22 protein-coding genes are annotated in these 22,093 nt (G+C 71.5%); 13 read left to right on the top strand and 9 right to left on the bottom strand.

The genetic code is table 11. From position 1 onward, the window contains the following. Positions 1-194: 194 nt before the first annotated feature. The gene (locus tag LQ222_RS09415; RefSeq protein WP_230166014.1) at positions 195-398 is read left to right on the top strand and encodes a hypothetical protein; all 204 of its coding nucleotides are present in this window, start codon (positions 195-197) and stop codon (positions 396-398) included. 260 nt (positions 399-658) lie between these two features. Here the strand turns inward: LQ222_RS09415 and LQ222_RS09410 are convergent, their stop codons facing one another. The 4 genes from LQ222_RS09410 to LQ222_RS09395 form a co-directional block, all read right to left on the bottom strand. Beyond that, positions 659-2,170 (bottom strand): phospholipase D family protein, encoded by a 1,512-nt coding sequence (locus LQ222_RS09410; protein WP_230166013.1) that lies wholly within the window; start codon positions 2,168-2,170, stop codon positions 659-661. After that, a complete protein-coding gene (locus LQ222_RS09405) occupies positions 2,167-3,039 on the bottom strand; it encodes an endonuclease/exonuclease/phosphatase family protein (RefSeq protein WP_230166012.1) in 873 nt (290 codons plus the stop codon). Before LQ222_RS09405 ends, LQ222_RS09410 begins: the two co-directional genes overlap by 4 nt. A 113-nt stretch (positions 3,040-3,152) precedes the next feature. Then, positions 3,153-3,620: a DUF421 domain-containing protein gene (locus LQ222_RS09400; RefSeq protein ID WP_230166011.1), complete on the bottom strand. Its 468-nt coding sequence runs from the start codon at positions 3,618-3,620 to the stop codon at positions 3,153-3,155. A gap of 10 nt (positions 3,621-3,630) precedes the next feature. Further along, complete coding sequence (locus tag LQ222_RS09395; protein ID WP_230166010.1) at positions 3,631-4,143, bottom strand: hypothetical protein; 513 nt, start codon at positions 4,141-4,143, stop codon at positions 3,631-3,633. Positions 4,144-4,311: 168 nt separating this feature from the next. Between LQ222_RS09395 and LQ222_RS09390 the strand changes: the two genes are divergently transcribed. Next, entirely contained in the window at positions 4,312-4,785 is a 474-nt protein-coding gene (locus LQ222_RS09390; protein ID WP_230166009.1) for a PRC-barrel domain-containing protein, read from the top strand. 48 nt (positions 4,786-4,833) lie between these two features. Here LQ222_RS09390 and LQ222_RS09385 read toward each other — a convergent pair whose 3' ends face one another. After that, entirely contained in the window at positions 4,834-7,152 is a 2,319-nt protein-coding gene (locus LQ222_RS09385) for a PAS domain-containing protein (protein WP_230166008.1), read from the bottom strand. 349 nt (positions 7,153-7,501) lie between these two features. Between LQ222_RS09385 and LQ222_RS09380 the strand changes: the two genes are divergently transcribed. The 8 genes from LQ222_RS09380 (at position 7,502) to ctrA (ending at position 14,632) form a co-directional block, all read left to right on the top strand. Continuing rightward, a complete protein-coding gene (locus LQ222_RS09380) occupies positions 7,502-7,783 on the top strand; it encodes an acyl carrier protein (protein WP_188965576.1) in 282 nt (93 codons plus the stop codon). Positions 7,784-7,889: 106 nt separating this feature from the next. Continuing rightward, entirely contained in the window at positions 7,890-8,336 is a 447-nt protein-coding gene (locus LQ222_RS09375; protein WP_230166007.1) for a 3-hydroxyacyl-ACP dehydratase FabZ family protein, read from the top strand. Then, on the top strand, positions 8,333-9,514 hold the full coding sequence (locus LQ222_RS09370; protein ID WP_230166006.1) for a beta-ketoacyl-ACP synthase: 1,182 nt from the start codon (positions 8,333-8,335) through the stop codon (positions 9,512-9,514). Before LQ222_RS09375 ends, LQ222_RS09370 begins: the two co-directional genes overlap by 4 nt. Next, positions 9,511-10,773 (top strand): beta-ketoacyl synthase N-terminal-like domain-containing protein, encoded by a 1,263-nt coding sequence (locus LQ222_RS09365; RefSeq protein ID WP_230166005.1) that lies wholly within the window; start codon positions 9,511-9,513, stop codon positions 10,771-10,773. The genes LQ222_RS09370 and LQ222_RS09365 overlap by 4 nt, the downstream gene beginning before the upstream one ends. Beyond that, complete coding sequence (locus LQ222_RS09360; RefSeq protein ID WP_230166003.1) at positions 10,770-11,801, top strand: zinc-binding dehydrogenase; 1,032 nt, start codon at positions 10,770-10,772, stop codon at positions 11,799-11,801. Before LQ222_RS09365 ends, LQ222_RS09360 begins: the two co-directional genes overlap by 4 nt. Further along, positions 11,788-12,696, top strand: a complete 909-nt coding sequence (locus LQ222_RS09355; protein WP_230166002.1) for a lipid A biosynthesis lauroyl acyltransferase — start codon at positions 11,788-11,790, stop codon at positions 12,694-12,696. The genes LQ222_RS09360 and LQ222_RS09355 overlap by 14 nt, the downstream gene beginning before the upstream one ends. Positions 12,697-12,846: 150 nt before the next feature. After that, positions 12,847-13,734 carry an alpha/beta fold hydrolase gene (locus LQ222_RS09350; protein ID WP_230166001.1) on the top strand — a complete coding sequence of 296 codons (888 nt, stop codon included), beginning with the start codon at positions 12,847-12,849 and terminating at the stop codon, positions 13,732-13,734. Between the two features lie 148 nt (positions 13,735-13,882). Next, a complete protein-coding gene (gene ctrA, locus LQ222_RS09345; RefSeq protein WP_230166000.1) occupies positions 13,883-14,632 on the top strand; it encodes a response regulator transcription factor CtrA in 750 nt (249 codons plus the stop codon). A 15-nt stretch (positions 14,633-14,647) separates the two neighbouring features. On the opposite strand, the gene LQ222_RS09340 is transcribed toward ctrA, so the two are convergent. The 4 genes from LQ222_RS09340 to LQ222_RS09325 all read right to left on the bottom strand — a co-directional run bounded on the left by LQ222_RS09340 (position 14,648) and on the right by LQ222_RS09325 (position 19,152). Further along, on the bottom strand, positions 14,648-15,697 hold the full coding sequence (locus LQ222_RS09340) for a phosphotriesterase (RefSeq protein WP_230165999.1): 1,050 nt from the start codon (positions 15,695-15,697) through the stop codon (positions 14,648-14,650). A 5-nt stretch (positions 15,698-15,702) separates the two neighbouring features. Next, positions 15,703-17,280, bottom strand: coding sequence for an ABC transporter substrate-binding protein (locus LQ222_RS09335; protein WP_230165998.1), 1,578 nt, complete (start codon positions 17,278-17,280; stop codon positions 15,703-15,705). 166 nt (positions 17,281-17,446) lie between these two features. Beyond that, on the bottom strand, positions 17,447-18,646 hold the full coding sequence (locus LQ222_RS09330) for a hypothetical protein (protein WP_230165997.1): 1,200 nt from the start codon (positions 18,644-18,646) through the stop codon (positions 17,447-17,449). 200 nt (positions 18,647-18,846) lie between these two features. Next, positions 18,847-19,152: a hypothetical protein gene (locus LQ222_RS09325; protein ID WP_230165995.1), complete on the bottom strand. Its 306-nt coding sequence runs from the start codon at positions 19,150-19,152 to the stop codon at positions 18,847-18,849. On the opposite strand from LQ222_RS09325, the gene LQ222_RS09320 reads away from it, so the two are divergent. From LQ222_RS09320 to ctaD, 3 genes are all read left to right on the top strand, one after another. Next, positions 19,151-19,435 carry a hypothetical protein gene (locus LQ222_RS09320; protein WP_230165993.1) on the top strand — a complete coding sequence of 95 codons (285 nt, stop codon included), beginning with the start codon at positions 19,151-19,153 and terminating at the stop codon, positions 19,433-19,435. The genes LQ222_RS09325 and LQ222_RS09320 overlap by 2 nt on opposite strands. A gap of 153 nt (positions 19,436-19,588) precedes the next feature. Beyond that, a complete protein-coding gene (gene coxB / locus LQ222_RS09315; RefSeq protein ID WP_230165991.1) occupies positions 19,589-20,482 on the top strand; it encodes a cytochrome c oxidase subunit II in 894 nt (297 codons plus the stop codon). Between the two features lie 18 nt (positions 20,483-20,500). Beyond that, a complete protein-coding gene (gene ctaD, locus LQ222_RS09310; RefSeq protein WP_230165989.1) occupies positions 20,501-22,093 on the top strand; it encodes a cytochrome c oxidase subunit I in 1,593 nt (530 codons plus the stop codon).

Below are 22,093 nucleotides of genomic sequence, written 5' to 3'. Positions count from 1 at the left end.
GCGCCGCGGCGCGGTTGCATGGTGGCGGGACCAGTGTGGGGTCGGTGGCATGTTCCTGTGCTCCGGTCGTGGCCCTGGGCGGGCCGGCTGGAGGTCGCAACGCCGCGGCGCTGCCGCGGTTGCGGCGCACGGCGCGCCGGGCCGCGCGCGAAGCCGTGATGCGGTGGCGGCGCAACCCGAGGCCACCGCCGGCGTTGCCCGCGCAGACCGACCCGCTGCCCGAGGAGACGCCGATGTTCCGCATCCTGGCCATGCCCGTGAAGGTGAAGACCCCCCATGGCTGGCGCTTCGCGCGTTTTGCGATCGAGCCCAGGCAGCAGGGCGAGCCCTGGTGGGTTGTCTATCGCGACGATGGCGGGTCGTGGTTCACCGCGATGATGCCTGGCGAAGCGGCCTGACGGCGGCGCGGCGCGTGGGGTTCCGCGTGCCGCACCCAGGGCGCGCCAGCGCCGATAGCGCCGTCCTGGCGTCCGTCCCGCGCGATGGCGTGCCGGCTGCTCCCGGCGGGCGCGGCTGACGCTTCACGATGGGCCGTGGCGGCTGCCGCGCGGCCTGCCTCAGCACGACATGCCGTGCGCGAAGGCCGCGCGCAGCCAGACCGACCCGGGCATCGCGGGGCGATGGCGATGCCCTCCGGCGCCCGGCGGCGCGGCGCGCGTCAGAGCTGTTCCTCGACCGGCAGCCGGCGCACCAGCCAGGCCAGGATGCGGCGCGTCCAGGATGCCGGCGGCTCCTGCGCGACCTGGCGTGGCCCGTCCGCACCCATGTCGCACCAGCGCATCACGTCATTGTCCAGCACCACGCGCCAGCTCACCGCCGGGTCGGTCAGGCGGGCGTGTTCGTCAGCGACCGCGCTCGCCAGGCGGGGGTGGCGGATGAAGGCGCCCATCTCGGTGTTGAGCGCCGCCGAACGGGGGTCGAGGTTGAACGACCCCACGAAGGCGACCGCGCCATCCACCGCCACCGCCTTGGTGTGCAGCGCGGCGCCGCGCGACCCCAGCAGGCTCGCGCGCTCATCCTCGGTGCCCGGCTTCAGTTCATGCAGGTCGATGCCCATGCGCAGCATCGCGCGGCGATACTTGGCATAGCCGCCATGCACCGCGACCACGTCGGTCGCGAGCAGGGAATTGGTGACCGCGCTGATCCGCACGCCGCGCCCGCGCAATTCGCGCAGCAGCCTGAGGCCCGCCCGCCCCGGCACGAGGTAGGGCGAGATCAGCAGCACCTCGTGCCGTGCGAGGCGCAGCACGTCGGCGATCTCGGCCGCGATGCCGCCGGCCGCGCGCGCCCGCTTGCGCGCGCCCAGGCCGCGGCGCGCCTTCTCCGGCCGATCCGCGACGATCTGCACGGCCCGCCGTGGCACGCGCACCAGGTCGTCGCGCACATGGTCCAGCGGGTTGTCCTGCAGCGCGGCGAGCAGCACCTGCGCCTGCGGGGCCTGCGCTGCGGCCGCCAGGACCGGCCGCAGCGCGCGCAGCCCGCCCGACCGCGCCGCCGTCGCGGCGGTGCTGGCCGCCGGCCGTGCCAGCGGGCTGGCCCAATAGGCTTCGAACACGGACCGCGCCTGCGCCGCCGCCTCGCCCGCGATCACCAGGTCGAGGTCGCGGAAGGTGATGAGGTCCTCGGCGCTGAGGTCGAAATACTCGTCGCCGACATTGCGCCCGCCCACCACCGCCAGGCACCCATCGGCGATCCAGGACTTGTTGTGCATCCGCCGGTTCAGATGCCAGCCGCCGAACGCCAGTTCGAGCGGGAAGCCGAGCGCGCCGAAGCGCCGCCAGCGCGTGCCGTTGAACAGCCGCACCGCGATGCGTGGGTGCTCGTCCAGCGCCGCCAGGGTGCGCTCGCGCCCCGGCGCATACACGTCGTCCAGCAGCAGCCGCACGACCACGCCACGGTCGGCGGCCGCCAGCACCTCGCGCGCGAGCAGCCGCCCGGTCACGTCGCTGCGCCACATGTAGTACTGCAGGTCCAGGCTGCGGGTGGCGCGCCGTGCGCTCGCCGCGCGGGCCAGGAAGGCGGTGGCGCCATCGGCCACCAGCGCGACCAGGTCGTCCTGCGCCGCATTCGCGCCGCGGCGGTCGAGCGCGGCCGCGACATCCTGCGCCAACCCGTCGGGTCGTACCGGACCCGGGCTGCGCGCGCGTGGGCGTTCCAGCCCCGTGCTCATCCGGTGGCGACGCGGTTGGCCACCGCATGCAGCCGCAGCCGGCCGACCAGCGGCAGGTGGTCCGAGGCGACGCGCGCCAGCGGGCTGGCATAGGCACGGACCTCGGTGACCAGCCCTTCCGGCTGGCCGAGGATGCGGTCGAGCGCGAGCACCGGCACGGCCGCCGGGAAGCTCGCCGGCGCGGGCGTGGCGGGGCCGAACACCGGCTCCAGCACGCGCAGCGACGAACGCGGCCCGTGGTTCCATTCATTGAGGTCGCCGAGCAGGATCGTGGGCATCTCGGTGCCGTCCGCCAGCGTCCGCAGGATGGCGTGGCCCTGGCGCGTGCGGCAGCGCCGCAGCAGGCCGAAATGCGCCGCGATCACGCGCAGCGGGCCCTGCGGCAGGTCGATCTCGGCGACCAGCGCGCCGCGCGGTTCGGCCCCGGGCAGGCGGATGCGCTGGACGCGCGCCGCCAGGTCCTCGCGCAGCAGCAGCGCATTGCCGTGCCAGCCATGGCCGGCCGGCGCGTCCGAGACCGGCACCAGCTTCAGCCCCGCATGGCGCCGCACGGCAGCGAGGTCGAGCAGCCCGTCGCGGCGGCCGAACCGCTTGTCGACCTCCTGCAGGGCCAGGATGTCGGCGCCGAGCTCCGCGATCACCGTGGCCGAGCGATGGGGGTCGAAGCGGCCATCGGCGCCGACGCATTTGTGCAGGTTCCACGACGCGACACGCAGGTCGGACGGGTGCGGCGGGTGCGGATCGGCGGCGGCGGCGGCATTGCCGCCGATCGCCCGCAGGTCGAGCACGAAGTCGCGCAACCGCTGGGCGGCGCCGGTGATCTGCGGCAGCCGCAGCCGTGCGGCATGGCGGGCGACGAAGGGCTTCATCGATCCTCTTTCGCACGGCGTGGCGCCCAGGCACAGAATTCCCGTTGCGCCGGCCGCCGTGAAGCCTGGCGCGGGCGGCGCCGGGTCGCGAGGGCCCTGGCGGTGCGCCTTGTTCATGCGCGGATCGCGGCGTCGAGATGCCCGCGCGGGATGACCGAGATCGCCCCGCCGACCTCGAGCACCGCCATGCCGATATCCTCGATCCGCACGATCCCCTGGCGTTCGCGCGCGGCCTGCAGGATGTCGGCCAGGTCGATCCGCGCCATCCGCATCTCGCGATCCAACGGCTGCCCGCGCAACACCAGCAGGGTCGGCCGGCCATCGAGCACCCGGTCGGCCACGGGCACGTCCCGCTTGACCAGCGAGAAGACGATGTCGAGCGTCAGCAGCGTGGTGATGGCGATCACCGCGGTGGTGACCGACAGGTCGTCGCCGAGCAGCGCCGGCTGCGTGGCCTCCCCGATCACCAGCAGCAGGACCAGGTCGAAGGTGGTGATCTGGTACAGCGACCGCCGCCCGGCGATGCGGAACAGCAGCAGCAACACCAGGTAGACGGCGGCAGCGCGCAGCACGGTGTCCATCGCGGTCCTCCTAAGGCAGCGTCGCGATGTGCAGGAGCGTCGACGATCCGCCGGCGGACAGCCGCACCGCGTGCCAGCCCGGCGCCGAGGGCGTGAGGCTGAGCTGCACGCTCGGCCGCCCGCCGGCCGCCGGGTGGAAGGTCATCGCGAGGCCGCCATCGACGCGCCGTTCGTCGATCGGCCGCGGCAGCACCAGGCGGGGCTGGAACAGGTCCGTGGCGGGGTCGGCCAGCACCAGCGTATCCGCGCCGGGCGGCAGCGCGATGGTCCAGGTGGTGGCGCGCGACCGCCGCACCACGGCCTCGTAGTCCACCGCCAGCCCGGTGGCGCCGCGCGTCGATACGCCCGCCAGCGGCCCCCCCGCGCCGAACAGCCCCGCCGCCGATGCCGCGACGACCACGATCATGCCCGCCCAGCCGAGGCGTTGCAGGCGCCAGACGCGGCGCTGCGCCTGCAGGTCGTCCCCCACCAAGCGGCGTGCGCGATCCAGCGCGGGCGTCGTCGCGCCATCCTCTGCGGCCATGCGTCGACCCTCCGTGCGTTCACGCTGCAACGCGCCAGGCGGCATCGGGATGCATCGCGATCGTGAACGGTGGTTCCGGGGAAAAGGATCCGCGCCGGGCAACCTTGGCGGCGCTGCGTGGTTGACCCCGCACGGCACTCCTGCCTGCAAACAAACCGGAGAGACACCATGCGCACCACCTTCAGGACCCTTGCGATGGCCGCCGCCGCCGTCACGCTGCCGGCGATCGCGATGGCGCAGACCGCGCCTTCCGCGCCGTCCACCACCACGCCGCCGGCCGCGGGCACCCCGATGTCCCCGGCCCCGATGCCGCGCGCCAACGTGCCGGCGCCGCAGGGCGCGGCGGTGATGCCGATGACGACGGCGCAGTCGCAGCGCGCCAGCCGCCTGATCGGCGCGAACATCATCAACGAGGAAAACCGCACCGTCGGCGAGGTCCATGACCTGATGGTCGCGCCCGCCGGTGGCCCGGTGATCGCGGTGCTGTCGGTCGGCGGCTTCCTGGGCATCGGCGAACGCTACGTGGCGCTGCCGCTGTCCGAGCTGCAGTGGAACGCCGACCGTTCGCGCTGGACGCTGCCCGGCGCCACGGTTGACAGCCTGAAGGCGCGCCCCGCCTTCACCTACCCCGAGCGGGGCTGAGCCTGCATCCGCCCGGCGGACCCTGCGGGGACCGCCGGGCGGAGCGCTTCAGCCGGCATCCAGCGCAAAGACGATGGTGCAGCGCAGCCCTTCCGTCGCCCACGCCATGTCGAGGCTGCCGCCGAGCTGCTGCTCGACCGTCGAGCGGATCAGGAAGCTGCCGAAGCCCTCATGCGCTGGCGGCGCCATCACCGGCGGTCCGCCGCGTTCGGTCCAGCGCATCGTCACCCTCGCCGCCTCGACCTGCCAATCCAGCGTCAGCACGCCCTCGTGTGAGGACAGCGCGCCATACTTCGCGCTGTTGGTCGCCAGTTCGTGCAACGCCATCGACAGGTGCTGAGCCGCGTCGACCGCCAGCATCACCTCCGGCCCCTCGATGCGGACGGCGTTGCCGCCGTTGGCCGCCGACAGGTAGGCGGCGAGCTCACTGCGTGCCAGGTCGCCGATCGTGGCCCCCGACCACCGCGACCGGCCCAGCAGCGTGATGGTCTGCGCCAGCGACGCGATGCGGCCTTCCAGGGTCTCGACGAATTCCTCGTGGGTCGGCGCGGTCGTCATGCGTACCAGGCCGCCGACCAGCGTCATGGCATTGCGCGCGCGGTGCTCGACCTCGCGCGCCAGCAGGGCCGTGCGGGTCTCGGCGTGCTTGCGCTCGCTGATGTCGTAGGCGACGCCCAGGATGCGCGGGCCCTTGCCGTCGCGCAGGTCGATCGCGCTGGCGCGCACCATCAGCCAGCACGGCATCGCGGCACCCGCGCCGGGCGCCACCAGGCGCAGCTCCACCCGCAGCGTGCCGGTGGCGAGGGCGTCGCGCAGCGCGCACCACAAGGCAGGGCGATCCTGGGGCAGGACGCGCCGCACCACCTCGCGCCAGCCCGGCGGCGGCCCGGACGGGGGAAAGCCGAGCAGATCCAGCGCACGCGGCGCCAGGAACACCGTGCCGAGCGATGGCGACCATTCCCATGCGCCGATGCCGGCGGCATCCTGCGCCAGGACCAGCCGGGCATCGGTCTCGGCGAGCGCCACCTCGGTGGAGCGCAGGGATGTCACATCGACATGGATGCCGCGCAGCGTGACCGCACGGCCGCTGGCGTCGCGCTCGATCTCCCCGCGTGCCGCGATCCAGCGGACCTCGCCTGCCGGCGTGAGCGTGCGGTAGGTCTGCGCGTAGTCGGTCGCCGGGCTGTCGTCGGCGATGGCGCGCAGCAGCGTGGCCTCGGCGGCCACGCGGTCATCGGGGTGCAGCCGGCGGACCCAGTCGGCATGGACTTCGCGCGCGCCGCGCGCGGCCAGGCCGTGCACCGCCATGTATTCCGGCGAGCGCAGGCTGGCACCGCTCCTGAGGTCGACCTCGAAGGTGCCGACCAGGGCGAAGCGCTCGGCGCGGCGCAGCCGCTCGGCGGACCGTTCGACATCGCGCAGCAGCGCGGCATTGGCCTGCACCAGCCGCTGCTGGTCGGACCGCACGCGCAGACTGAGCGCCAGCAGCGCCGCGATGGCGGGCACGCCGAAGGCCAGGTAGGGTGCGAAGACCGAAAGCCAGCGCGACCGCATGGATGCGTAGGGCCGGCTGGCGCGCGCATAGACCGGGAAGCCATCGAGCCGGCGCACGGCGACCAGCCATTCCTGCGTGTCGCCGCGCGGCACCGACCAGTACTGCCCGGACACGGCACCGCGCAGCGCCAGGGCGTCGAAGCCCGGATCGCGCGGATCGGCCGCCAGGGGTGCGTCGTGCCGCAGGCTGCTGGCGATCGGCTCGCCATCCTGGCGCAGCAGCAACAGCCGGTCCGTGGGCTCGGGCAGCAGCCGGCGCAGGCTGGCGCCGACCGAGTTCGGGTCGACCGAGATGGTCACCAGCCCATCGAAGCGGCCCGGTTCGGCCGCCGCCGCCCCGGCCCTGCGGCCGCGGCTGACCGCGAAGAACAGCCGCCCATCGAAGCGGCCGGTGAACATCCGGCTGATGTGGACGGCGGGCGCATCGTCGCGGTGCAGCGCCTGGAAGAAGTCGCGATCCGCGAGCGACGGGCGGGTCGGGACGGGGAACAGGTGGCTGGCGGCGATCGGCGTGCCGGCGCCGTCCACCGCGAAGGCGATCACCGCCGCGTTGAACTCGGCCACCAGCTCGGCCAGCAGGTCGTGGGCCCGGCGGTCGGCATCGGGCGGCGTCGCGGCCGCCAGCTCGGCCAGCCGGTCGTTGATGCGCGCCGCGGCGATGGCATAGCTGCTCAGGGCGCGGTCGGCGGTCTCGGCGGCGGCATCGGCCATGCGCACGACTTCCGTCGTGCCATCCGCCATCACGCCGTCCCAGCTCAGCTTGCCGGCAAGCATCAGGACGGAGGCCGGCACCGCCAGGACCGGCAGCAGCAAGCCGAGGGCCGGGGCGCGCGGCCGTGAGGCCCGGTTCAGCCGATGGCGCGCGGCTTCCGCCGGCCCGTGCCGGGCGGCCGGACTCCCGGCCTGCTCAGGTTCCTTGCCGCTCAATCATCCTCCTGTCCCTGGCCGGTGCGGCATGCGGAATGATATCGGCGCGGCCGGGGTCGGCACGCAAGATCGCGCGGGCCCGGCAGCCCAGCAACAGATCCAGCCATGCGGGGGGGGAGGGGCGGGGCGCCGCGGCCACCCGGTCGCGTCCCCGAATCTTGCCTTCCGCCCCCATTCGCGCCAAAGACGCCCCCCATCCCTCTCCCCACCCCGGATTCCCCACGGAGGGCCACCCATGGCCTCGTCCTTCGACCGCATCGCCGACATCATCGCCGAGAACAGCGAGGTCGAGCGCGACAAGATCCTGCCCGACAGCCATGTCATCAATGACCTGGGCATCGACAGCCTGGATTTCCTCGACATCGTCTTCGCCATCGACAAGGCCTTCGGCATCAAGGTGCCGGTCGAGGCCTGGACGCAGGAAGTCAATGCCGGCACGGCGCCCGCCGAACAGTACTTCGTGATGAAGAACCTGGCGGCGCGCATCGATGAGCTGGTCGCCGCGAAGGGGGGCTGAGGCCGTGTGCGAATGGTGCCGGCCGTCCGATGACTGTCGCGCGGCACGCGCGCGGAGCGATTTGAGCGCCGCAGGCGCGAAAGTCTGAATCGGCCGGCCCAGACAAATGCGCCTCGAATACTTCCAGATGATCGACCGGGTGGCCGCGCTGGAAGGCGAGGCCATCGTGGTCGAAAGCACCATCCCCGAGGCCTCGCCGGTCTTCGAGGGACATTTCCCCGGCTACCCGCTGATGCCCGGCGTGCTGCTGGTCGAGACGATGGCCCAGGCCTCCGGCTGGCTGCTGCTGAAGCTGATGGGCTTCGAGCGCATGCCCTTCCTGATGGGGGTGAAGGAGGCGAAGTTCCGCTCCTTCGTGGGTCCCGGCACGCCGGTGACGGTGCATGCGCAGCGGCTGCATGACGGGTCGGGCTATGCGGTGACCAAGGCGCGCATCGAGGCCGCCGGCAAGCGCATCTGCGACGCGGAGCTGACCTTGCGGATCATGGATTTCCCCGCGCCCGAACTGGCGGCTGCGATGAAGCAGCGTGGGCAGGAGCTCGGCCTCGCATGACGCGGCAGGATGTGGTGATCACCGGGATCGGGCTGGTCTCCTCGCTGGGCGAGGGGCCGGACGCGCATTGGGCCGTGCTGTCGCAGCCCGGCGCGACGCCGGTGGTCGATGAGGCCGCCTTCGCCCCCTATGCCGTGCATCCGCTGCCGGCGATGAGCTTCGACGCGCAGATCCCGAAGAAGGGCGACCAGCGGCAGATGGAGCCCTGGCAGCGGCTGGGCACCTATGCCGCCGGGCTGGCCATCGACCAGGCCGGCGCGCGCGGGCTGGTGGCGGACATGCACCTGATCGTCGCCGCCGGCGGGGGCGAGCGCGACGTGGCGGTGGACGAGGCAGTGGCGACGGCGCTGTGCACCACGCCCGCCGACCAGGCCGGGGCGGTGCTGAATGAACGCCTCGCCACCGACCTGCGGCCGACGCTGTTCCTGGCGCAGCTGTCGAACCTGCTGGCGGGCAATATCTCGATCGTTCATGGCGTGACCGGCTCCTCGCGCACCTTCATGGGCGAGGAAGCGGCCGCGGCCGATGCCGTGCGGATTGCCGCGGCGCGGCTGGCCGAGGGGCGCGGGGGCATCGCGCTGGTGGGCGGTGCCTATGCGTCGCAGCGCTGGGACCTGGTGCTGCTGTACGGCGCGGGCGGGGCGGTGTGGCGCGGGCCCTTCGCGGCGGTCTCGGCGCGCGATGGCGCGGGCGGGTTCGTGGGTGGGGCGCTCGGCGCCTTCCTGGTGCTGGAGACGGCGGAGCACGCCGCTGCGCGCGGTGCGGTGCCGCTGGCGCGCATCGCGGGCGTGGCGACGGATGCGACGCACAAGCGCGCGGGCGGGGCTTCCGCCGGCGCGGCGCGGGCGCTGCACGCGGCGCTCGGCGCACCGTCAGGCGCGGGCCTTGGCGTGCTGTCGGGCATGACCGGCGTGGCCGAGGCGCGGGCGGAGGAGGAGGCCTTCCTGGCCGGGCTGGGCGCGGCGGCGGTGCGGCGCACCGGGTCGCTGCTGGGGCATGGCGTCGAAGCGGCCTTCCCGGCCAATGTCGCGCTGGGCGCGCTGGCGCTGTCGCGCGGCGGCTTCTATCCCGCGATGGACCCGGCGGATGCCGGCGAGGGGCCGGTCGATCGCATCCTGGTCACCGGCTTCGGCCAGTGGCGGGGCGAGGCCCTGGCCCTGTTGGAGCGCGCGGCATGAAGGACCATCTGGGGCGCCCGCTGGTCGCGGTGACCGGCATCGGCATCGTCAGCCCGCTCGGCTGGGGGCGCGAGGAGAACTGGGCGGCGATCGTGGCCGGCAAGTCCGGCATTTCGCGCATCCGCCGCTTTCCCACCGACAAGCTGCGGACCACCATCGCCGGCACGGTCGAATTGCCGGAGGAAGCGGCGGGCGGTGCCGCGGTCAGCTCACCCGAGCGGGTCGAGCGCATGGCCGCCGCCGCGGTGGCCGAGGCCCTGGCCCAGGCGGCGATCGCCGAGGGCGGCTTCCCCGGCCCGCTGATGGTCGGCATGCCGCCGGTCGAATACGAATGGCCGCAGCGTTTCGAGCTGGCGCGGCGGGCGAATGGCGATGGGTCGTATCGCGCGGCGACGGATGTCGCGGCCGGGCGGTCGGATCTGTATGAAACCTTCATGTTCGGCGGCGTGGGCGAACGGCTCGCGGCCCGCTTCGGCACGCGCGGCGCGCCGATCGCGCTGACCACGGCCTGCGCTACGGGGGCCTCCGCCATCCAGATGGCGGTCGAGGCGATCCAGCGCGGCGAGGCGAGCGCTGCCATCGCCCTCGGCGCCGACGGGTCGGTGCAGCCGGAGGCGGTGATCCGCTTCTCGCTGCTCTCGGCGCTGACGGCGCGCAACGATGACCCGGAACGGGCATCGCGCCCCTTCGAGAAGACGCGCGACGGCTTCGTGATGAGCGAGGGCGCCGCCGCGCTGGTGCTGGAAAGCCTGGAGCACGCGACGGCCCGTGGCGCTGCGGTGCTGGGCATCCTGTCCGGCTGCGGCGAGCGCGCGGACAGCTTCCACCGCACGCGGTCCAACCCGGATGGCCACGCCATCATCGGCGCGATGCGCAATGCCATCGCCGATGCCGGGATCGCGCCCGCGGATATCGGCTATGTCAACGCGCACGGCACCGGCACGCCGGAGAACGACAAGATGGAGACGCTGGGCATGCGCGCCGTCTTCGGCGATGCGCCGCCGCCCATTTCGTCGAACAAGTCGATGCTGGGGCACACGCTCTCGGCCGCGGGCGCGATCGAGGCCGCGCTGTCTCTGTTGACCATCCGCGACCAGGTGCTGCCGCCGACCATCAACCACCATGAGCCCGACCCGGCGATCACGCTGGATGTCGTGCCGAACACGGCGCGGAAGGTGAGCGGGTTGCGGCACGTGCTGTCCAATTCCTTCGGCTTCGGCGGGCAGAATGTCTGCCTGGTGGTGAGTGCCGCGCCATGACCACGATGCGCGCGCTGCGCCTGCATGGCGACCGCGACCTGCGGCTGGAAGACGTGTCCGCGCCGCCGCCGCCCGGCCCGGGCGAGGTGACGCTGCGGATCAAGGCGGTGGCGCTGAACCACATCGATGTCTGGGGCTTCCGCGGCATGGCCTTCGCCAAGCGCGAGATGCCGCTGATCGTGGGCGCGGAAGCCGTGGGCGAGGTGGTCGCGGTGGGCGAGGGTGTGACCGCCTGGAAGGTCGGCGACCGCGCCGCGCCCTATGGCGCGCTGACCTGCGGGACGTGCCGGCGCTGCCGCGCGGGCCAGGATAATCTTTGCGAGAACGTCCGCGGCGTGAAGGGCTTCCACGTCGGCGGCTTCGCCTGCGAATTGGTGAACCAGGAGGCGCGTCTGCTGGTGCGCGTGCCCGATGGCATCGCCTGGGACGATGCCGCCTGCGGGGCGATCACCTTCTCGACCGTCGAGCACATGCTGTTCGACAACGCGAAGCTGGAACCGGGCGAAACCATCCTGGTGCACGCCGCCGGTTCGGGGATCGGCACGGTGGCGGTGCGGATCGCCAAGGATCTCGGCTGCACGGTCATCGCCACCGCGGGCGATGACGAGAAATGCGCGAAGGCCAAGGCGCTCGGCGCCGATATCGTGGTGAATTATTCCACGCAGAACTTCCCGACCGTGGCGCGCCGCGCGACCGGCAAGGTCGGCGTGGACGTGGTGTTCGAACATGTGGGTGCGTCCACCTGGGCGGGATCGCTGCTGTCGCTGCGCATGGGCGGGCGGCTGGTGACCTGCGGGTCGACCAGCGGCGTGTCGGCCGAGACCAACCTGATGATGATCTTCCAGCGCCAGCTGCGCATCTTCGGGTCGTTCGGCGCATCGATGCGCAACATCGCCGATGGCTACGCCAAGATGGCGCGCGGCATCCTGCCGGTGCTCGACACCGTGCTGCCGGTGGAGCACTTCACGGAGGGGCTCGACCGGCTGGAAAGCCGGCGCGTCTTCGGGAAGATCGTTGTTACGCTTTAAGGTTCGCGCGTGGCTGTTCGCCGACCGCCTGTTCGGGCTTCTGGTCCGGGCGGTCTTTGCGTTGCTGCGCCTGCTGGGTCCGGATTCCGGGCCGAAGATCGGCGCCGCCATCACGCGCACGCTGGGGCCGCTGACCAGCGCGCACCGCATCGCGCGGGAGAACATCGCCGGCGCCTTCCCGGACAAGACCGAGGCGCAGCGCGCCGCGATCCTGCGCGAAGCCTGGGACAACCTGGGCCGCGTCGCTTGCGAATACGTCCATATGGATCGCATCTGGGATTTCGACCCCGCGCACCCCGATGCCGGGCGCATCACCGCCAGTCCCGAGACCGTCGCGCTGTACGAACGCCTGCGCGATGACGGCAAGCCGGCGATCGTGTTTTCCGCCCACCTGGCGAATTGGGAATTGCCGGCGATCGCCGCCGCGCGCCACGGGATCGAGAGCGCGGTGCTGTATCGCACGCCGAACAGCCCGGCGGTGGCGAAGGAAATCCTGCGCCTGCGCCAGGACAGCATGGGCACGCTGGTGGCGGCGGGGATGTCCGCGCCCTTCAAGCTGGCGCGCGCGCTGGAGCGCGGCCAGCACATCGGCATGCTGGTGGACCAGCGCTTCGGCCGCGGGCCGCGGGTCGATTTCCTGGGCCGCCCGGCGCAGGCCAATCCGCTGCTGGCGCAGCTGGCGCGGCGCTTCGACTGCCCGGTGCATGGCGCGCGCGCCATCCGCCTGCCCGATGGCCGCTTCCGCCTGGACCTGACCGACGAAATCCCGCTGCCGCGCGACGCCGAGGGGCTGATCGATGTCGAGGCCGCCACCCAGGCGATGAACGACGTGATCGCCGGCTGGGTGCGCGAGAATCCCGGGCAGTGGCTGTGGATGCATCGGCGCTGGCGGTAGGCCAGGGAGTCGGCGTGGCCGCCGGCGGCGGCTTGGTGTCACCGCCACGGGCGCGGAGCCTTCAGGTTCATCACATCCGGCGGTCGGGCTCTGGAAGCCTTCTCGGCGTCGGTAGACCATCGGCGCCCACACCGCAGGAGGACGGCGCAGATGGCGCATATCATGGTCACCGCCGGGGCGCTCGACGTCGCGGTCGAGCTGCACGGGCCGGAGTCCGGCGTGCCGGTGGTGCTGTTGCACGGCTTTCCCGACGACACCCGCACCTATGACGGCGTGGTGGGTCCGCTGGCGGCGGCCGGGCTGCGGGTCGTGGTGCCGTATCTGCGCGGCTATGGCCCCACACGCTACCGCGATCCCGCCACGCCGCGGTCGGGCCAGCAGGCGGCGCTCGGGGCGGACCTGCTGGCGCTGATGGATGCGCTGGGCATCCGCCGCGCGCTGCTGGCGGGATATGACTGGGGCGGGCGGGCGGCCTGCATCGTCGCCGCGCTGTGGCCCGACCGGGTGATCGGCCTGGTCTCGGCGACCGGGTACAATATCCAGGATATCGCCAGGTCGGGCGAACCGGCCGCGCCGGAGCGTGAACTGCGGTACTGGTACCAGTGGTACCTGCACACCGAGCGCGGGGCGGCCGGGCTTGCCGCCGACCGCTCGGCATTCTGCCGGCTGCTGTGGCGGCTGTGGTCGCCGACCTATGCGCTGGGCGATGCCGAATACGCGATGACGGCCGCGAGCTTCGACAACCCTGATTTCGTGGCGACGGTGGTGCAGTCCTATCGCCATCGGCACCGGGCCGCGCCGGGCGATCCGGCGCTGGAGGGGATCGAGTCCCAATTGGCCATGCGCCCGCCGATCACGGTTCCGGGCGTGGTGTTGCATGGCGCGGAGGACGGCGTGGACGCGCCGGCGAACAGCGAGGGGTGCGGGCGGTGGTTTTCGGGGCCGTTTCGCCGCCTGGTGGTGCCGGGTGCGGGCCATTTCCTGCCGCGCGAGGCGCCACAACCCTGGGTAGAGGCGTTGCTCTCCCTTCCGCGATAATCTTGAAGGGTCGGTTTGTCTCAAAAACGCTATCATTCCTCAATTCAAGCGTTTACCAACCATTCTTGATGCAAAAAGGGGATGAAAAACCGCTTGAGGATACGCGCATAGGTGGTATTCTACGCCTGTAGCGTGAGAGGGCACCAAAATGCGCGTCTTGTTAGTTGAGGATGATCTCACAACTGCTCGCGGCATCACCCTGATGCTCAAGCAGGCGGCGATGATCGTGGACACCGCCGACACCGGGGAGGAGGCGGTCGAACTGGCCCGCCTCTATGACTACGACATCGTGATCCTCGACCTGATGCTGCCGGACATCGACGGATCCGAGGTGGTGCGCCGCCTGCGATCCGCCCGGATCGAGACGCCGGTGCTGATCCTCTCGGGCGTGTCGCGCCCGCAGACCAAGGTGAAGGTCTTCGGCATGGGCGCCGACGACTTCATCACCAAGCCCTTCGACCAGCAGGAGCTGGTCGCCCGCATCCAGGCGATCGTGCGTCGCGCCAAGGGCTTCAGCCAGCCGACCCTGCAGGTTGGTCCGCTGAACCTCAACCTCGGCTCGCGCGAGGTGACGGTCGAAGGCCGGACGGTCCACCTCACCGGCAAGGAATACGCCATCCTGGAACTCCTGGCGCTGCGCAAGGGCGTGGTGATGACCAAGGAGGCCTTCCTGAATCACCTCTATGGCGGCATCGATGAACCGGAGGTGAAGATCATCGACGTGTTCATCTGCAAGCTGCGCAAGAAGCTGGCGCAAGCCGGCGCCACCGACCTGATCGGCACGGTCTGGGGCCGTGGCTATGTGCTGCGCGACCCGACCATCGGCCGCGGCGCTGCCTGGCAGCCCACGCCACAGCCCGGCGTGCCCGTGGTGCCGATGGACATGCGCGCGGCCTGACGGCGCGCGCGGCCGCTACACGAAGGTCAGCAGCCGGCGGGGGGTATCCACCAGGATCTCCTGGATCTCCGCCGCGCTGAACCCGCGCCGCCGCATCAGCGGCAGCACCGTCCGGTGGATATGGGCGTAGCCCCACCCGCCCCAGCGCGTCATGTGCGCGCGGTGGCAGATATCGTGGCTGATGACGACCTGGCCGCGGTGCCCGCGGTCCAGGATCTTGCGAATGGCGCGCAGACGGCCCGCGTCATTGGGCATGTCGATGTCCAGGTTGTGGACGTACAGGCTGCTCTCCTGCCCGAACAGGTCCCATTCCAGCACCACGCCGGTATCCGCCAGGCGGAACAGTGCATCGTCGTCGAACACCGTGCGGTCGATGTGGTCCATGATGATGCGCGACGTGTCGGCGCCACCATGCGCGGCGATGAAGTCCATCACCTCCTGCGGCGAATCCTGGCGGCGGGCCGGGTGGATGGTCAGTGCCGCGCCGGTCTCCTGCTGGGCGATCAGCGCCGCCGCCATCACCCGGCGCTCGAGCGGCGTCCAGGCATCCTGGCAGCCGATCTCGCCGAGCAGGCCGGCGCGCACCCGCGTGCCCCACATGCCGTCCTGCACCTGCGCGACCATCTCGGCGGCGAAGTCGTCGATGGTGCGGGTGTGGTTCGCCGGGAACTGGTAGTCCTCGACATAGTGGCCGCAGCCCATGACGATGTGGCAGCCGGTCGCCTGCGCGACCTTCACCAGCCCGTCGGGGTCGGGCGAGAGACCGCCGATCGACAACTCGACGATCGTCTCGCAGCCGGCCGCCACGGCCTCCGCCACCGCCTCGCTCGCCACCTCGACGCTGGGCTGCCAGGCATTGGCGGGGGAGGCGGCGGTCGAACTGCTCATGCCCCAATGGTTCGCCAGGCCCGGTTCCGCGCCGGGGTCGCGGTCGCGGATCGACGGCGGGCGGATGTCCCAGATCAGGTGTTCGTGCATCAGCGTGCTGCCCAGCACCGCCGGGTCCACCAGGCCCAGCACCGTCTGGGCCTTGCCGCGCATCTCGTCGCGCGTCAGTCGTGCCATCGTGCTCAAGCCCGCCGGATGTTCCAGGGATAGGCGCCCGATCCCTGCACGAAGCCCGACAGCCCGCTGCGGTAGGCGGTCGAGATGAAGAACTGCCCGAGCGGCAGGATCGGCGCGTTCTCGAAGGATTCGCGCTGGATCACGTCGGCCAGGCGCTTCTGCTCGGCCTCGGTCTCGGCCAGCAGCCATTGCGCGGCCGCGGCCTCGACGCGCGGATTGTCGTACCAGCCGAACCAGCCGCGATCGCCCTGGCCGCGCAGCGTGGCGTTGACCGCGGGATTGATGATCGACACGCCCGGCCACCAGGTGTGGAAGATCGACCAGCCGCCGCGCTCGGGCGGTTCCTTGCTGGCGCGGCGCTGCACCACCGACCCCCAGTCGGTCTCGACCAGGTCCACATTCATGCCCAGGCGCTTCAGCAGGTCGGCCATGATCTGCCCGAACGGCCCGATGGTCGGGAAGTCGGTCGGGTTGATGATGACCACCTTCTCGTTGTTGTAGCCGGCGGCGCGAATGGCGGCGCGCACGGCATCGAGGTTGCGCGCGCCCTGCATCGCGGTGTTCGCGGTGGTGCTCTCATACGGCGTGCCGCAGGGCCACATCGACAGGCACTGCCGGAAGGCGGAGGGATCGTTGCCGGTCACGCCGCGCAGGAAATCCTCCTGCGTGATGGCGCCCAGCAGCGCGCGGCGGATGGCCGGGTTGTTGAAGGGCGCATGCAGGTTGTTGAAGCGCGCCACGCCGATGTAGCCGAGCGTGTTCAGCACCGCGACCTCGACGCCACGCGTGCGCCGCAGCCGCGGTGCCAGGTCGGCGTTGATCTGTTCCCACCAGTCGATCTCGCCGGCCTGCAGCGCGGCCGAGGCCGTCGCGCTGTCGGGCATGATGGTCCATTCGACGCGGTCGAAATTCGCGACCTTGCCCCCGGCGGTGCGCGACGCCGCCTCCTGCCGGGGCACGTAGCCGTCGAACTTCGCATAGGCCACGCGCGAGCCCGACACATACTCGTCGCGCAGGAAGCGGTAGGGGCCGGAGCCCACCGTCTCGGTCACCTGCTGGAACGGGTCGGTGCGCGCCATCCGTTCGGGCATCATGAAGGGCACCACGGCGGCGGGCTTGGCCAGCGCCTCCAGCAGCAGCGGGAAGCGCGACTTCAGCTTCACCCGGATGGTGCGGTCATCGGCGGCCTCCCACGCATCGACCACGGCGCCGAGCGACTGGCCGAAGGTGTCGCGCCGCGCCCAGCGCGCCAGCGATGGCGCGCAATCCTGCGCGCGCACCGGCTCCCCGTCATGCCAGCGCAGGCCCTCGCGCAGGCGGATCAGCCAGGTCAGGCCGTCGTCGGAAACACTGTGCCCCTCGGCCATCTGCGGCTGCACGCGCAGGTCGTCGGTCATGCCGTACAGCGTGTCGAACACGGTCCAGCCGTGGTTCTCGGTGACCGCGGCGGTGGTCCAGATCGGGTCGAGCGAGGTCAGGTTGGCCTGCGGCACAAAGCGTAGCGTGCGCGCCCGCGAATTCTGCGCGAAAGCAGGTGCGGCAGGCACCGACGCGGCGGCGGCGAGGAAGGAACGACGGCGCATGGCGGTGTCTCCTGCTGGTCGTCCCGCGCGTGGGCGGGCCCTGGCAAGACTGCCACCCTGCCGGCGCAGGCGACAAGCCGCGCAGCGTCCAGCCCGCGTCCCCGTCCGGTCCAGGCCGCCGCGGCATGCCGCGGTGCGCGCGACCGAACGGCGACACCGGCGCCCGTCACATCGAGGAGGTCACCGCCGGCGCCAGCGCCGCCAGCTTGCCCGCCGGGTGCGATGGGTTGCGGAAGCGCAGCTCGCCATCTTCCGCCGCATCCGGCGGGGCCAGGCCGAACATCTCCATGCGGGAGGCGCAGGCCGCCGCCACCACGCGCCGCGCCGCCGGTTCGGTCAGGAAGCGACGCGCTGCGCCTTCCAGCTCCAGCGTCTCGCGCAGGGACCGCCATTCGGCGCGGTCGATGTCCTCGACGAACATCGACAGGATGCCCGGGGCCGCGCCGGTCAGGCGGCTTTCCGCCGCGAGCCGCATCCGCCCCACCACGGCAGCGGCCACCGCATTCTCGCGCCCTGCGCGCGCCGCCATCACGAAGACCGACCCGCCGGCGGGGTCGCCGGTGACGGCCAGGTGCGCCTCGGGTCCGAACTGGGCGCGCAGGTTGCGCGGCAGGGCGGTCGCAGCCTGCGCCCCGGCCAGCACCAGCGGGTCGAGCTTCAGCACCGCATCGGCGCTCGAATCCTGCCGCTTCTGCGCGGCCAGCAGCGCCATGATGCGGCCCTGCAATTCGACCGCCTTGTCGGGGCCCGACAGGCCATCCGGCAGGGTCATCTTGAGCAGGTAGCGGCCGGGATGGGCGGCCAGCCAGGTCTGCAGTTCCGGATGCACGCGATCCACCAGGGCGCACCAGTCGCCGCGATGCATGGGGCGGCCATCCTCGGCCGAGACGGTCTCGCAGGCCACTTCGGCCGTCACGCCCTCGCGCGTGACGCGCAGGTCGAAGGAGGCATCCTCGGCCAGGCCGGCGAATTCCACGGCGAAGCCGCGCTCGCGGTACAGCGCCGCGGTGCGCAGCAGGTGGAACAGCGGGATCAGCGTCGCCTCGCCGGTCAGTCCGTGCTGGACCAGGGCGCGCAGGCGGGCGCGCGGGGCCTCCGGCAGGCCGCGCGCGAGGCGCACCGCATCCTGCGCGAAGGCCAGCACGCGCCGTTCCGCCAGCGACAGCCGGCCGGCGGCCCCGGCATCGGCGGCGCGGGCGAGGGCGAATTCCAGGGCATGGCGCTGTTGCGCCGCCCGGCCGGACAGCGGGCCGGCCTGTGCGCGGCGCGTCAGGTCCGCCAGCCGGGCGGACCAGGCGCGCGCGCCGCAGAGCCGCGCGAAGGCGGCCGGCACGGCGGCGTCGGGGGACGAATCGGGTAGCGGCATGGCACGGCCTCACGTCTCGCGGCGGCCCCGCAAGAGGCCGGAGATGCGGCGCCCGAATGGCGCCCGGTCAATCTGGTCTGCCTGGCCCATCCCCCGATGGCATAACCCTTGGCCATGCGATGGGTGCCGGTCTTCCCGCCGGTCAGGGTTCGTATCGCGGCGCGTGGGGGGCACGTCAAGATATTGGTGGCGCGACCGCCTCAGGGCCGGACAACCAGGCCGCCGCGCTGGTCCACCCGCCCCCAATCCGGCCAGCCGACCCAGGTCTCGATTGCCACGAGCGCCAGCGCGAGCACCACCACCGCCACCATGATGCGGACATGCGTGCGCGAGGGCGGGTGCCGAAGCCACTGCGCCGCCTGCACCAGGATGCGGATCAGCGGATCCAGGGCGCGGTCGCCGATGGTGGGTGGGTCATGGCCGGAAGGAAGGCCGGCGCGCGGCGGGGCGCAAGGGGCGGTCCGTGCACGAAGCCGCAATCCTTGCCGGGGCAGGCTGCGCGGCATGCGCATGATCCGGCTGCTCGCCCTGATTCTTGCTGGCCCTGCGGCCGCGCAGGCGCCGCCCGCCTGCACCGCAGAAATCGAGGGCCAGGTGGCCTGCATGGCCGGCAAGCTGTGCGAATGCCGGTTCGAACGCGGCGGCCAGATGACCGGGCGGCCCGATCGCTTCGTCTGGGATTGCGGCGTGATGCGGCCGATGTGCCCGCCCGACCCGACCATCCAGCCGGCGCAGCCCTGGGGCGCGCCGGGCGGGGTCTGGATCACGCCGCGCGGTCGGCATCCCTGACGCATCGTTGCGCCGGCGCAGGGTTGGCGGATCGCGGGTCGTGCTCACTTGTGCGGTGCGGGGTGCCGCGACTATGGTCCGCGCGCGCCAGTCCATCGGCGCATGTGCATGTTTCTGGCGGGGCGGCGCGGGCAACGCGCCCGGGGAATGGTGATGCGGTTGAGCGACGCGAAGCGCCTGTGGGCGGCAATGCTCGGTCTGGTCCTGGCCTTCGCGGCCGGCCCGGTCCTGGCGCAGGGGATGGTCGGCGCCCCGCAATCCTGGGGCATGGGCCTGCAGGAATCCGGCGGCCCGATCAAGGAAGCAATCAGCAGCTTCAACTCGCTGGTCTTCTGGATCATCGTCGTCATCACGGTGTTCGTGCTCGTGCTGCTGGCCTGGTGCGTGTTCCGCTATCGCGCCGAGGTGAACCCGACGCCGTCGCGCACCAGCCACAACACGCTGCTGGAAGTGGCCTGGACCGTGGTGCCGGTGCTGATCCTGGTGGTCATCGCCATCCCGTCCTTCCGGCTGATCTACTACCAGGACCGTACGCCCGACGCCGACATCACGATCAGCGTGCAGGGCCGCCAGTGGTACTGGAACTACACCTATCCGGACCACGGCAACTTCAACTTCGACAGCTATCCGCTGACCGAGGACCAACTGCCGCCGGAACGCCGCCACCTGTTCCGCCTGGCGGTGGACAATGAGCTGGTGATCCCGATCGGCGCCAATGTGCGCGTGCTGACCACCGGCTATGACGTGATCCATTCCTTCTTCGTGCCGGCGCTGGGCATCCAGCGCTACACCATCCCCGGCCGCGCGCTCGAGACCTGGATGCGCGCCGACCGCGAGGGCGTGTTCTACGGCCAGTGCAACCAGATCTGCGGGACCAACCACTGGTTCATGCCGATCGCGGTGCGTGCCGTGCCGCAGGCCGAATTCGACACCTGGGTGGCCGCGGCGCGCACGCGCTTCGCCCGCGCGGATGATGCGCCCGCCCCGGTGCAGGCCGCCGCACCCGAGCAGACCGACAGCCTTCAGATCGCGGAGGCGCGCCGCTAAGGCGCGAGAGGACAGACGATGGCCACCGCAACCGACGCGCACCACGACGACCACGACCACAAGCCCGGCTTCGTCAACCGCTGGCTGTTCTCGACCAACCACAAGGATATCGGGACGCTCTACATCATCTTCGCGCTGTTCGCGGGGGTGATCGGCGTCGCGCTGTCCGTGCTGATGCGCATGGAGCTTCAGCACCCCGGCCTGCAGATCTTCGGCGACGGCCAGGTTTGGAACGCCTTCGTGTCGGCCCACGGGCTGATCATGGTGTTCTTCGTGGTCATGCCCGCGCTGATCGGCGGCTTCGGCAACTGGTTCGTGCCGCTGATGATCGGCGCGCCGGACATGGCCTTCCCGCGCATGAACAACATCAGCTTCTGGCTGCTGGTGCCGGCCTTCCTGCTGCTGGGCGCCTCGCTGTTCGTGGGCGAAGGCCCAGGTGCGGGCTGGACCATCTACCCGCCGCTGTCGGACCGTCAGTTCCACCCGTCGATGGCGATGGACCTGGCGCTGTTCTCGCTGCACCTGGCGGGCGCGTCGTCGATCATGGGCGCGGCCAACTTCATCACCACCATCCTGAACATGCGCGCGCCGGGCATGACCCTGCACAAGATGCCGCTGTTCGTGTGGTCGATGCTGGTCACCGCCTTCCTGCTGCTGCTGGCGGTGCCGGTGCTGGCGGGGGCGATCACCATGCTGATCACCGACCGCAACTTCGGCACGGCCTTCTTCCGGCCCGAGGGCGGCGGCGACCCGGTGCTGTTCCAGCACCTGTTCTGGTTCTTCGGCCACCCCGAAGTCTACATCATGATCCTGCCGGGCTTCGGCATCATCAGCCACGTGGTCAGCACCTTCAGCCGCAAGCCGGTCTTCGGCTACCTCGGCATGGCCTACGCCATGGTCGCGATCGGCTTCGTCGGCTTCGTGGTGTGGGCGCACCACATGTTCCAGTCGGGCATGGATGTCGACACCCGCGCCTACTTCATGGCGGCCACGCTGGTGATCGCGGTGCCGACGGGCATCAAGATCTTCTCCTGGATCGCCACCATGTGGGGCGGGTCGATCGAGCTGAAGACCCCGATGCTGTTCGCCATCGGCTTCATCTTCCTGTTCACCGTGGGCGGCGTGACGGGCGTGGTGCTGGCCAATGCGCCGATCACCCAGATCCTGCACAACACCTACTACGTGGTGGCGCACTTCCACTACGTGCTGAGTCTGGGCGCGGTGTTCAGCATCTATGCCGGCTTCTACTACTGGATCGGCAAGATGAGCGGCCGCCAGTACCCCGAATTCTGGGGGAAGGTGCATTTCTGGATGACCTTCGTCGGCGTGAACATCACCTTCTTCCCGATGCACTTCTCGGGCAACCAGGGCATGCCGCGCCGCTACCCGGACTATCCGGAGGCCTTCACGGCGTGGAACTTCATCGCCTCGGTCGGGGCGTACATCTCGGCGGCGTCGCTGGTGCTGTTCTTCTACGTGATCTGGCTGACCTTCCGCAGCGGCGAGAAGGTGGCGGCCAATCCGTGGGGCCCCGGCGCGACCACGCTGGAATGGCAGGTTTCCTCGCCCCCGCCCTTCCATTCCTTCGACGAGCTGCCGCGCATCCGCTGA

The sequence above is a fragment of the Roseomonas sp. CECT 9278 genome, from assembly GCF_918698155.1.
Taxonomy (GTDB): domain Bacteria; phylum Pseudomonadota; class Alphaproteobacteria; order Acetobacterales; family Acetobacteraceae; genus Neoroseomonas.
The sequence above is the reverse complement of the archived record's forward strand: the minus strand, read 5'-3'. Positions and strand labels throughout refer to the sequence as shown.

Excerpts from the sequence above, each read along its gene's own strand:
- LQ222_RS09410 (WP_230166013.1), bottom strand. The coding sequence starts at position 2,170 with ATGAGCACGGGGCTGGAACGCCCACGCGCGCGCAGCCCGGGTCCGGTA.
- LQ222_RS09405 (WP_230166012.1), bottom strand. The coding sequence starts at position 3,039 with ATGAAGCCCTTCGTCGCCCGCCATGCCGCACGGCTGCGGCTGCCGCAG.
- LQ222_RS09400 (WP_230166011.1), bottom strand. The coding sequence starts at position 3,620 with ATGGACACCGTGCTGCGCGCTGCCGCCGTCTACCTGGTGTTGCTGCTG.
- LQ222_RS09395 (WP_230166010.1), bottom strand. The coding sequence starts at position 4,143 with ATGGCCGCAGAGGATGGCGCGACGACGCCCGCGCTGGATCGCGCACGC.
- LQ222_RS09390 (WP_230166009.1), top strand. The coding sequence starts at position 4,312 with ATGCGCACCACCTTCAGGACCCTTGCGATGGCCGCCGCCGCCGTCACG.
- LQ222_RS09380 (WP_188965576.1), top strand. The coding sequence starts at position 7,502 with ATGGCCTCGTCCTTCGACCGCATCGCCGACATCATCGCCGAGAACAGC.
- LQ222_RS09375 (WP_230166007.1), top strand. The coding sequence starts at position 7,890 with ATGCGCCTCGAATACTTCCAGATGATCGACCGGGTGGCCGCGCTGGAA.
- LQ222_RS09370 (WP_230166006.1), top strand. The coding sequence starts at position 8,333 with ATGACGCGGCAGGATGTGGTGATCACCGGGATCGGGCTGGTCTCCTCG.
- LQ222_RS09365 (WP_230166005.1), top strand. The coding sequence starts at position 9,511 with ATGAAGGACCATCTGGGGCGCCCGCTGGTCGCGGTGACCGGCATCGGC.
- LQ222_RS09360 (WP_230166003.1), top strand. The coding sequence starts at position 10,770 with ATGACCACGATGCGCGCGCTGCGCCTGCATGGCGACCGCGACCTGCGG.
- LQ222_RS09350 (WP_230166001.1), top strand. The coding sequence starts at position 12,847 with ATGGCGCATATCATGGTCACCGCCGGGGCGCTCGACGTCGCGGTCGAG.
- ctrA (WP_230166000.1), top strand. The coding sequence starts at position 13,883 with ATGCGCGTCTTGTTAGTTGAGGATGATCTCACAACTGCTCGCGGCATC.
- LQ222_RS09340 (WP_230165999.1), bottom strand. The coding sequence starts at position 15,697 with ATGGCACGACTGACGCGCGACGAGATGCGCGGCAAGGCCCAGACGGTG.
- LQ222_RS09335 (WP_230165998.1), bottom strand. The coding sequence starts at position 17,280 with ATGCGCCGTCGTTCCTTCCTCGCCGCCGCCGCGTCGGTGCCTGCCGCA.
- LQ222_RS09330 (WP_230165997.1), bottom strand. The coding sequence starts at position 18,646 with ATGCCGCTACCCGATTCGTCCCCCGACGCCGCCGTGCCGGCCGCCTTC.
- LQ222_RS09320 (WP_230165993.1), top strand. The coding sequence starts at position 19,151 with ATGCGCATGATCCGGCTGCTCGCCCTGATTCTTGCTGGCCCTGCGGCC.
- LQ222_RS09325 (WP_230165995.1), bottom strand. The coding sequence starts at position 19,152 with ATGCCGCGCAGCCTGCCCCGGCAAGGATTGCGGCTTCGTGCACGGACC.
- coxB (WP_230165991.1), top strand. The coding sequence starts at position 19,589 with ATGCGGTTGAGCGACGCGAAGCGCCTGTGGGCGGCAATGCTCGGTCTG.
- ctaD (WP_230165989.1), top strand. The coding sequence starts at position 20,501 with ATGGCCACCGCAACCGACGCGCACCACGACGACCACGACCACAAGCCC.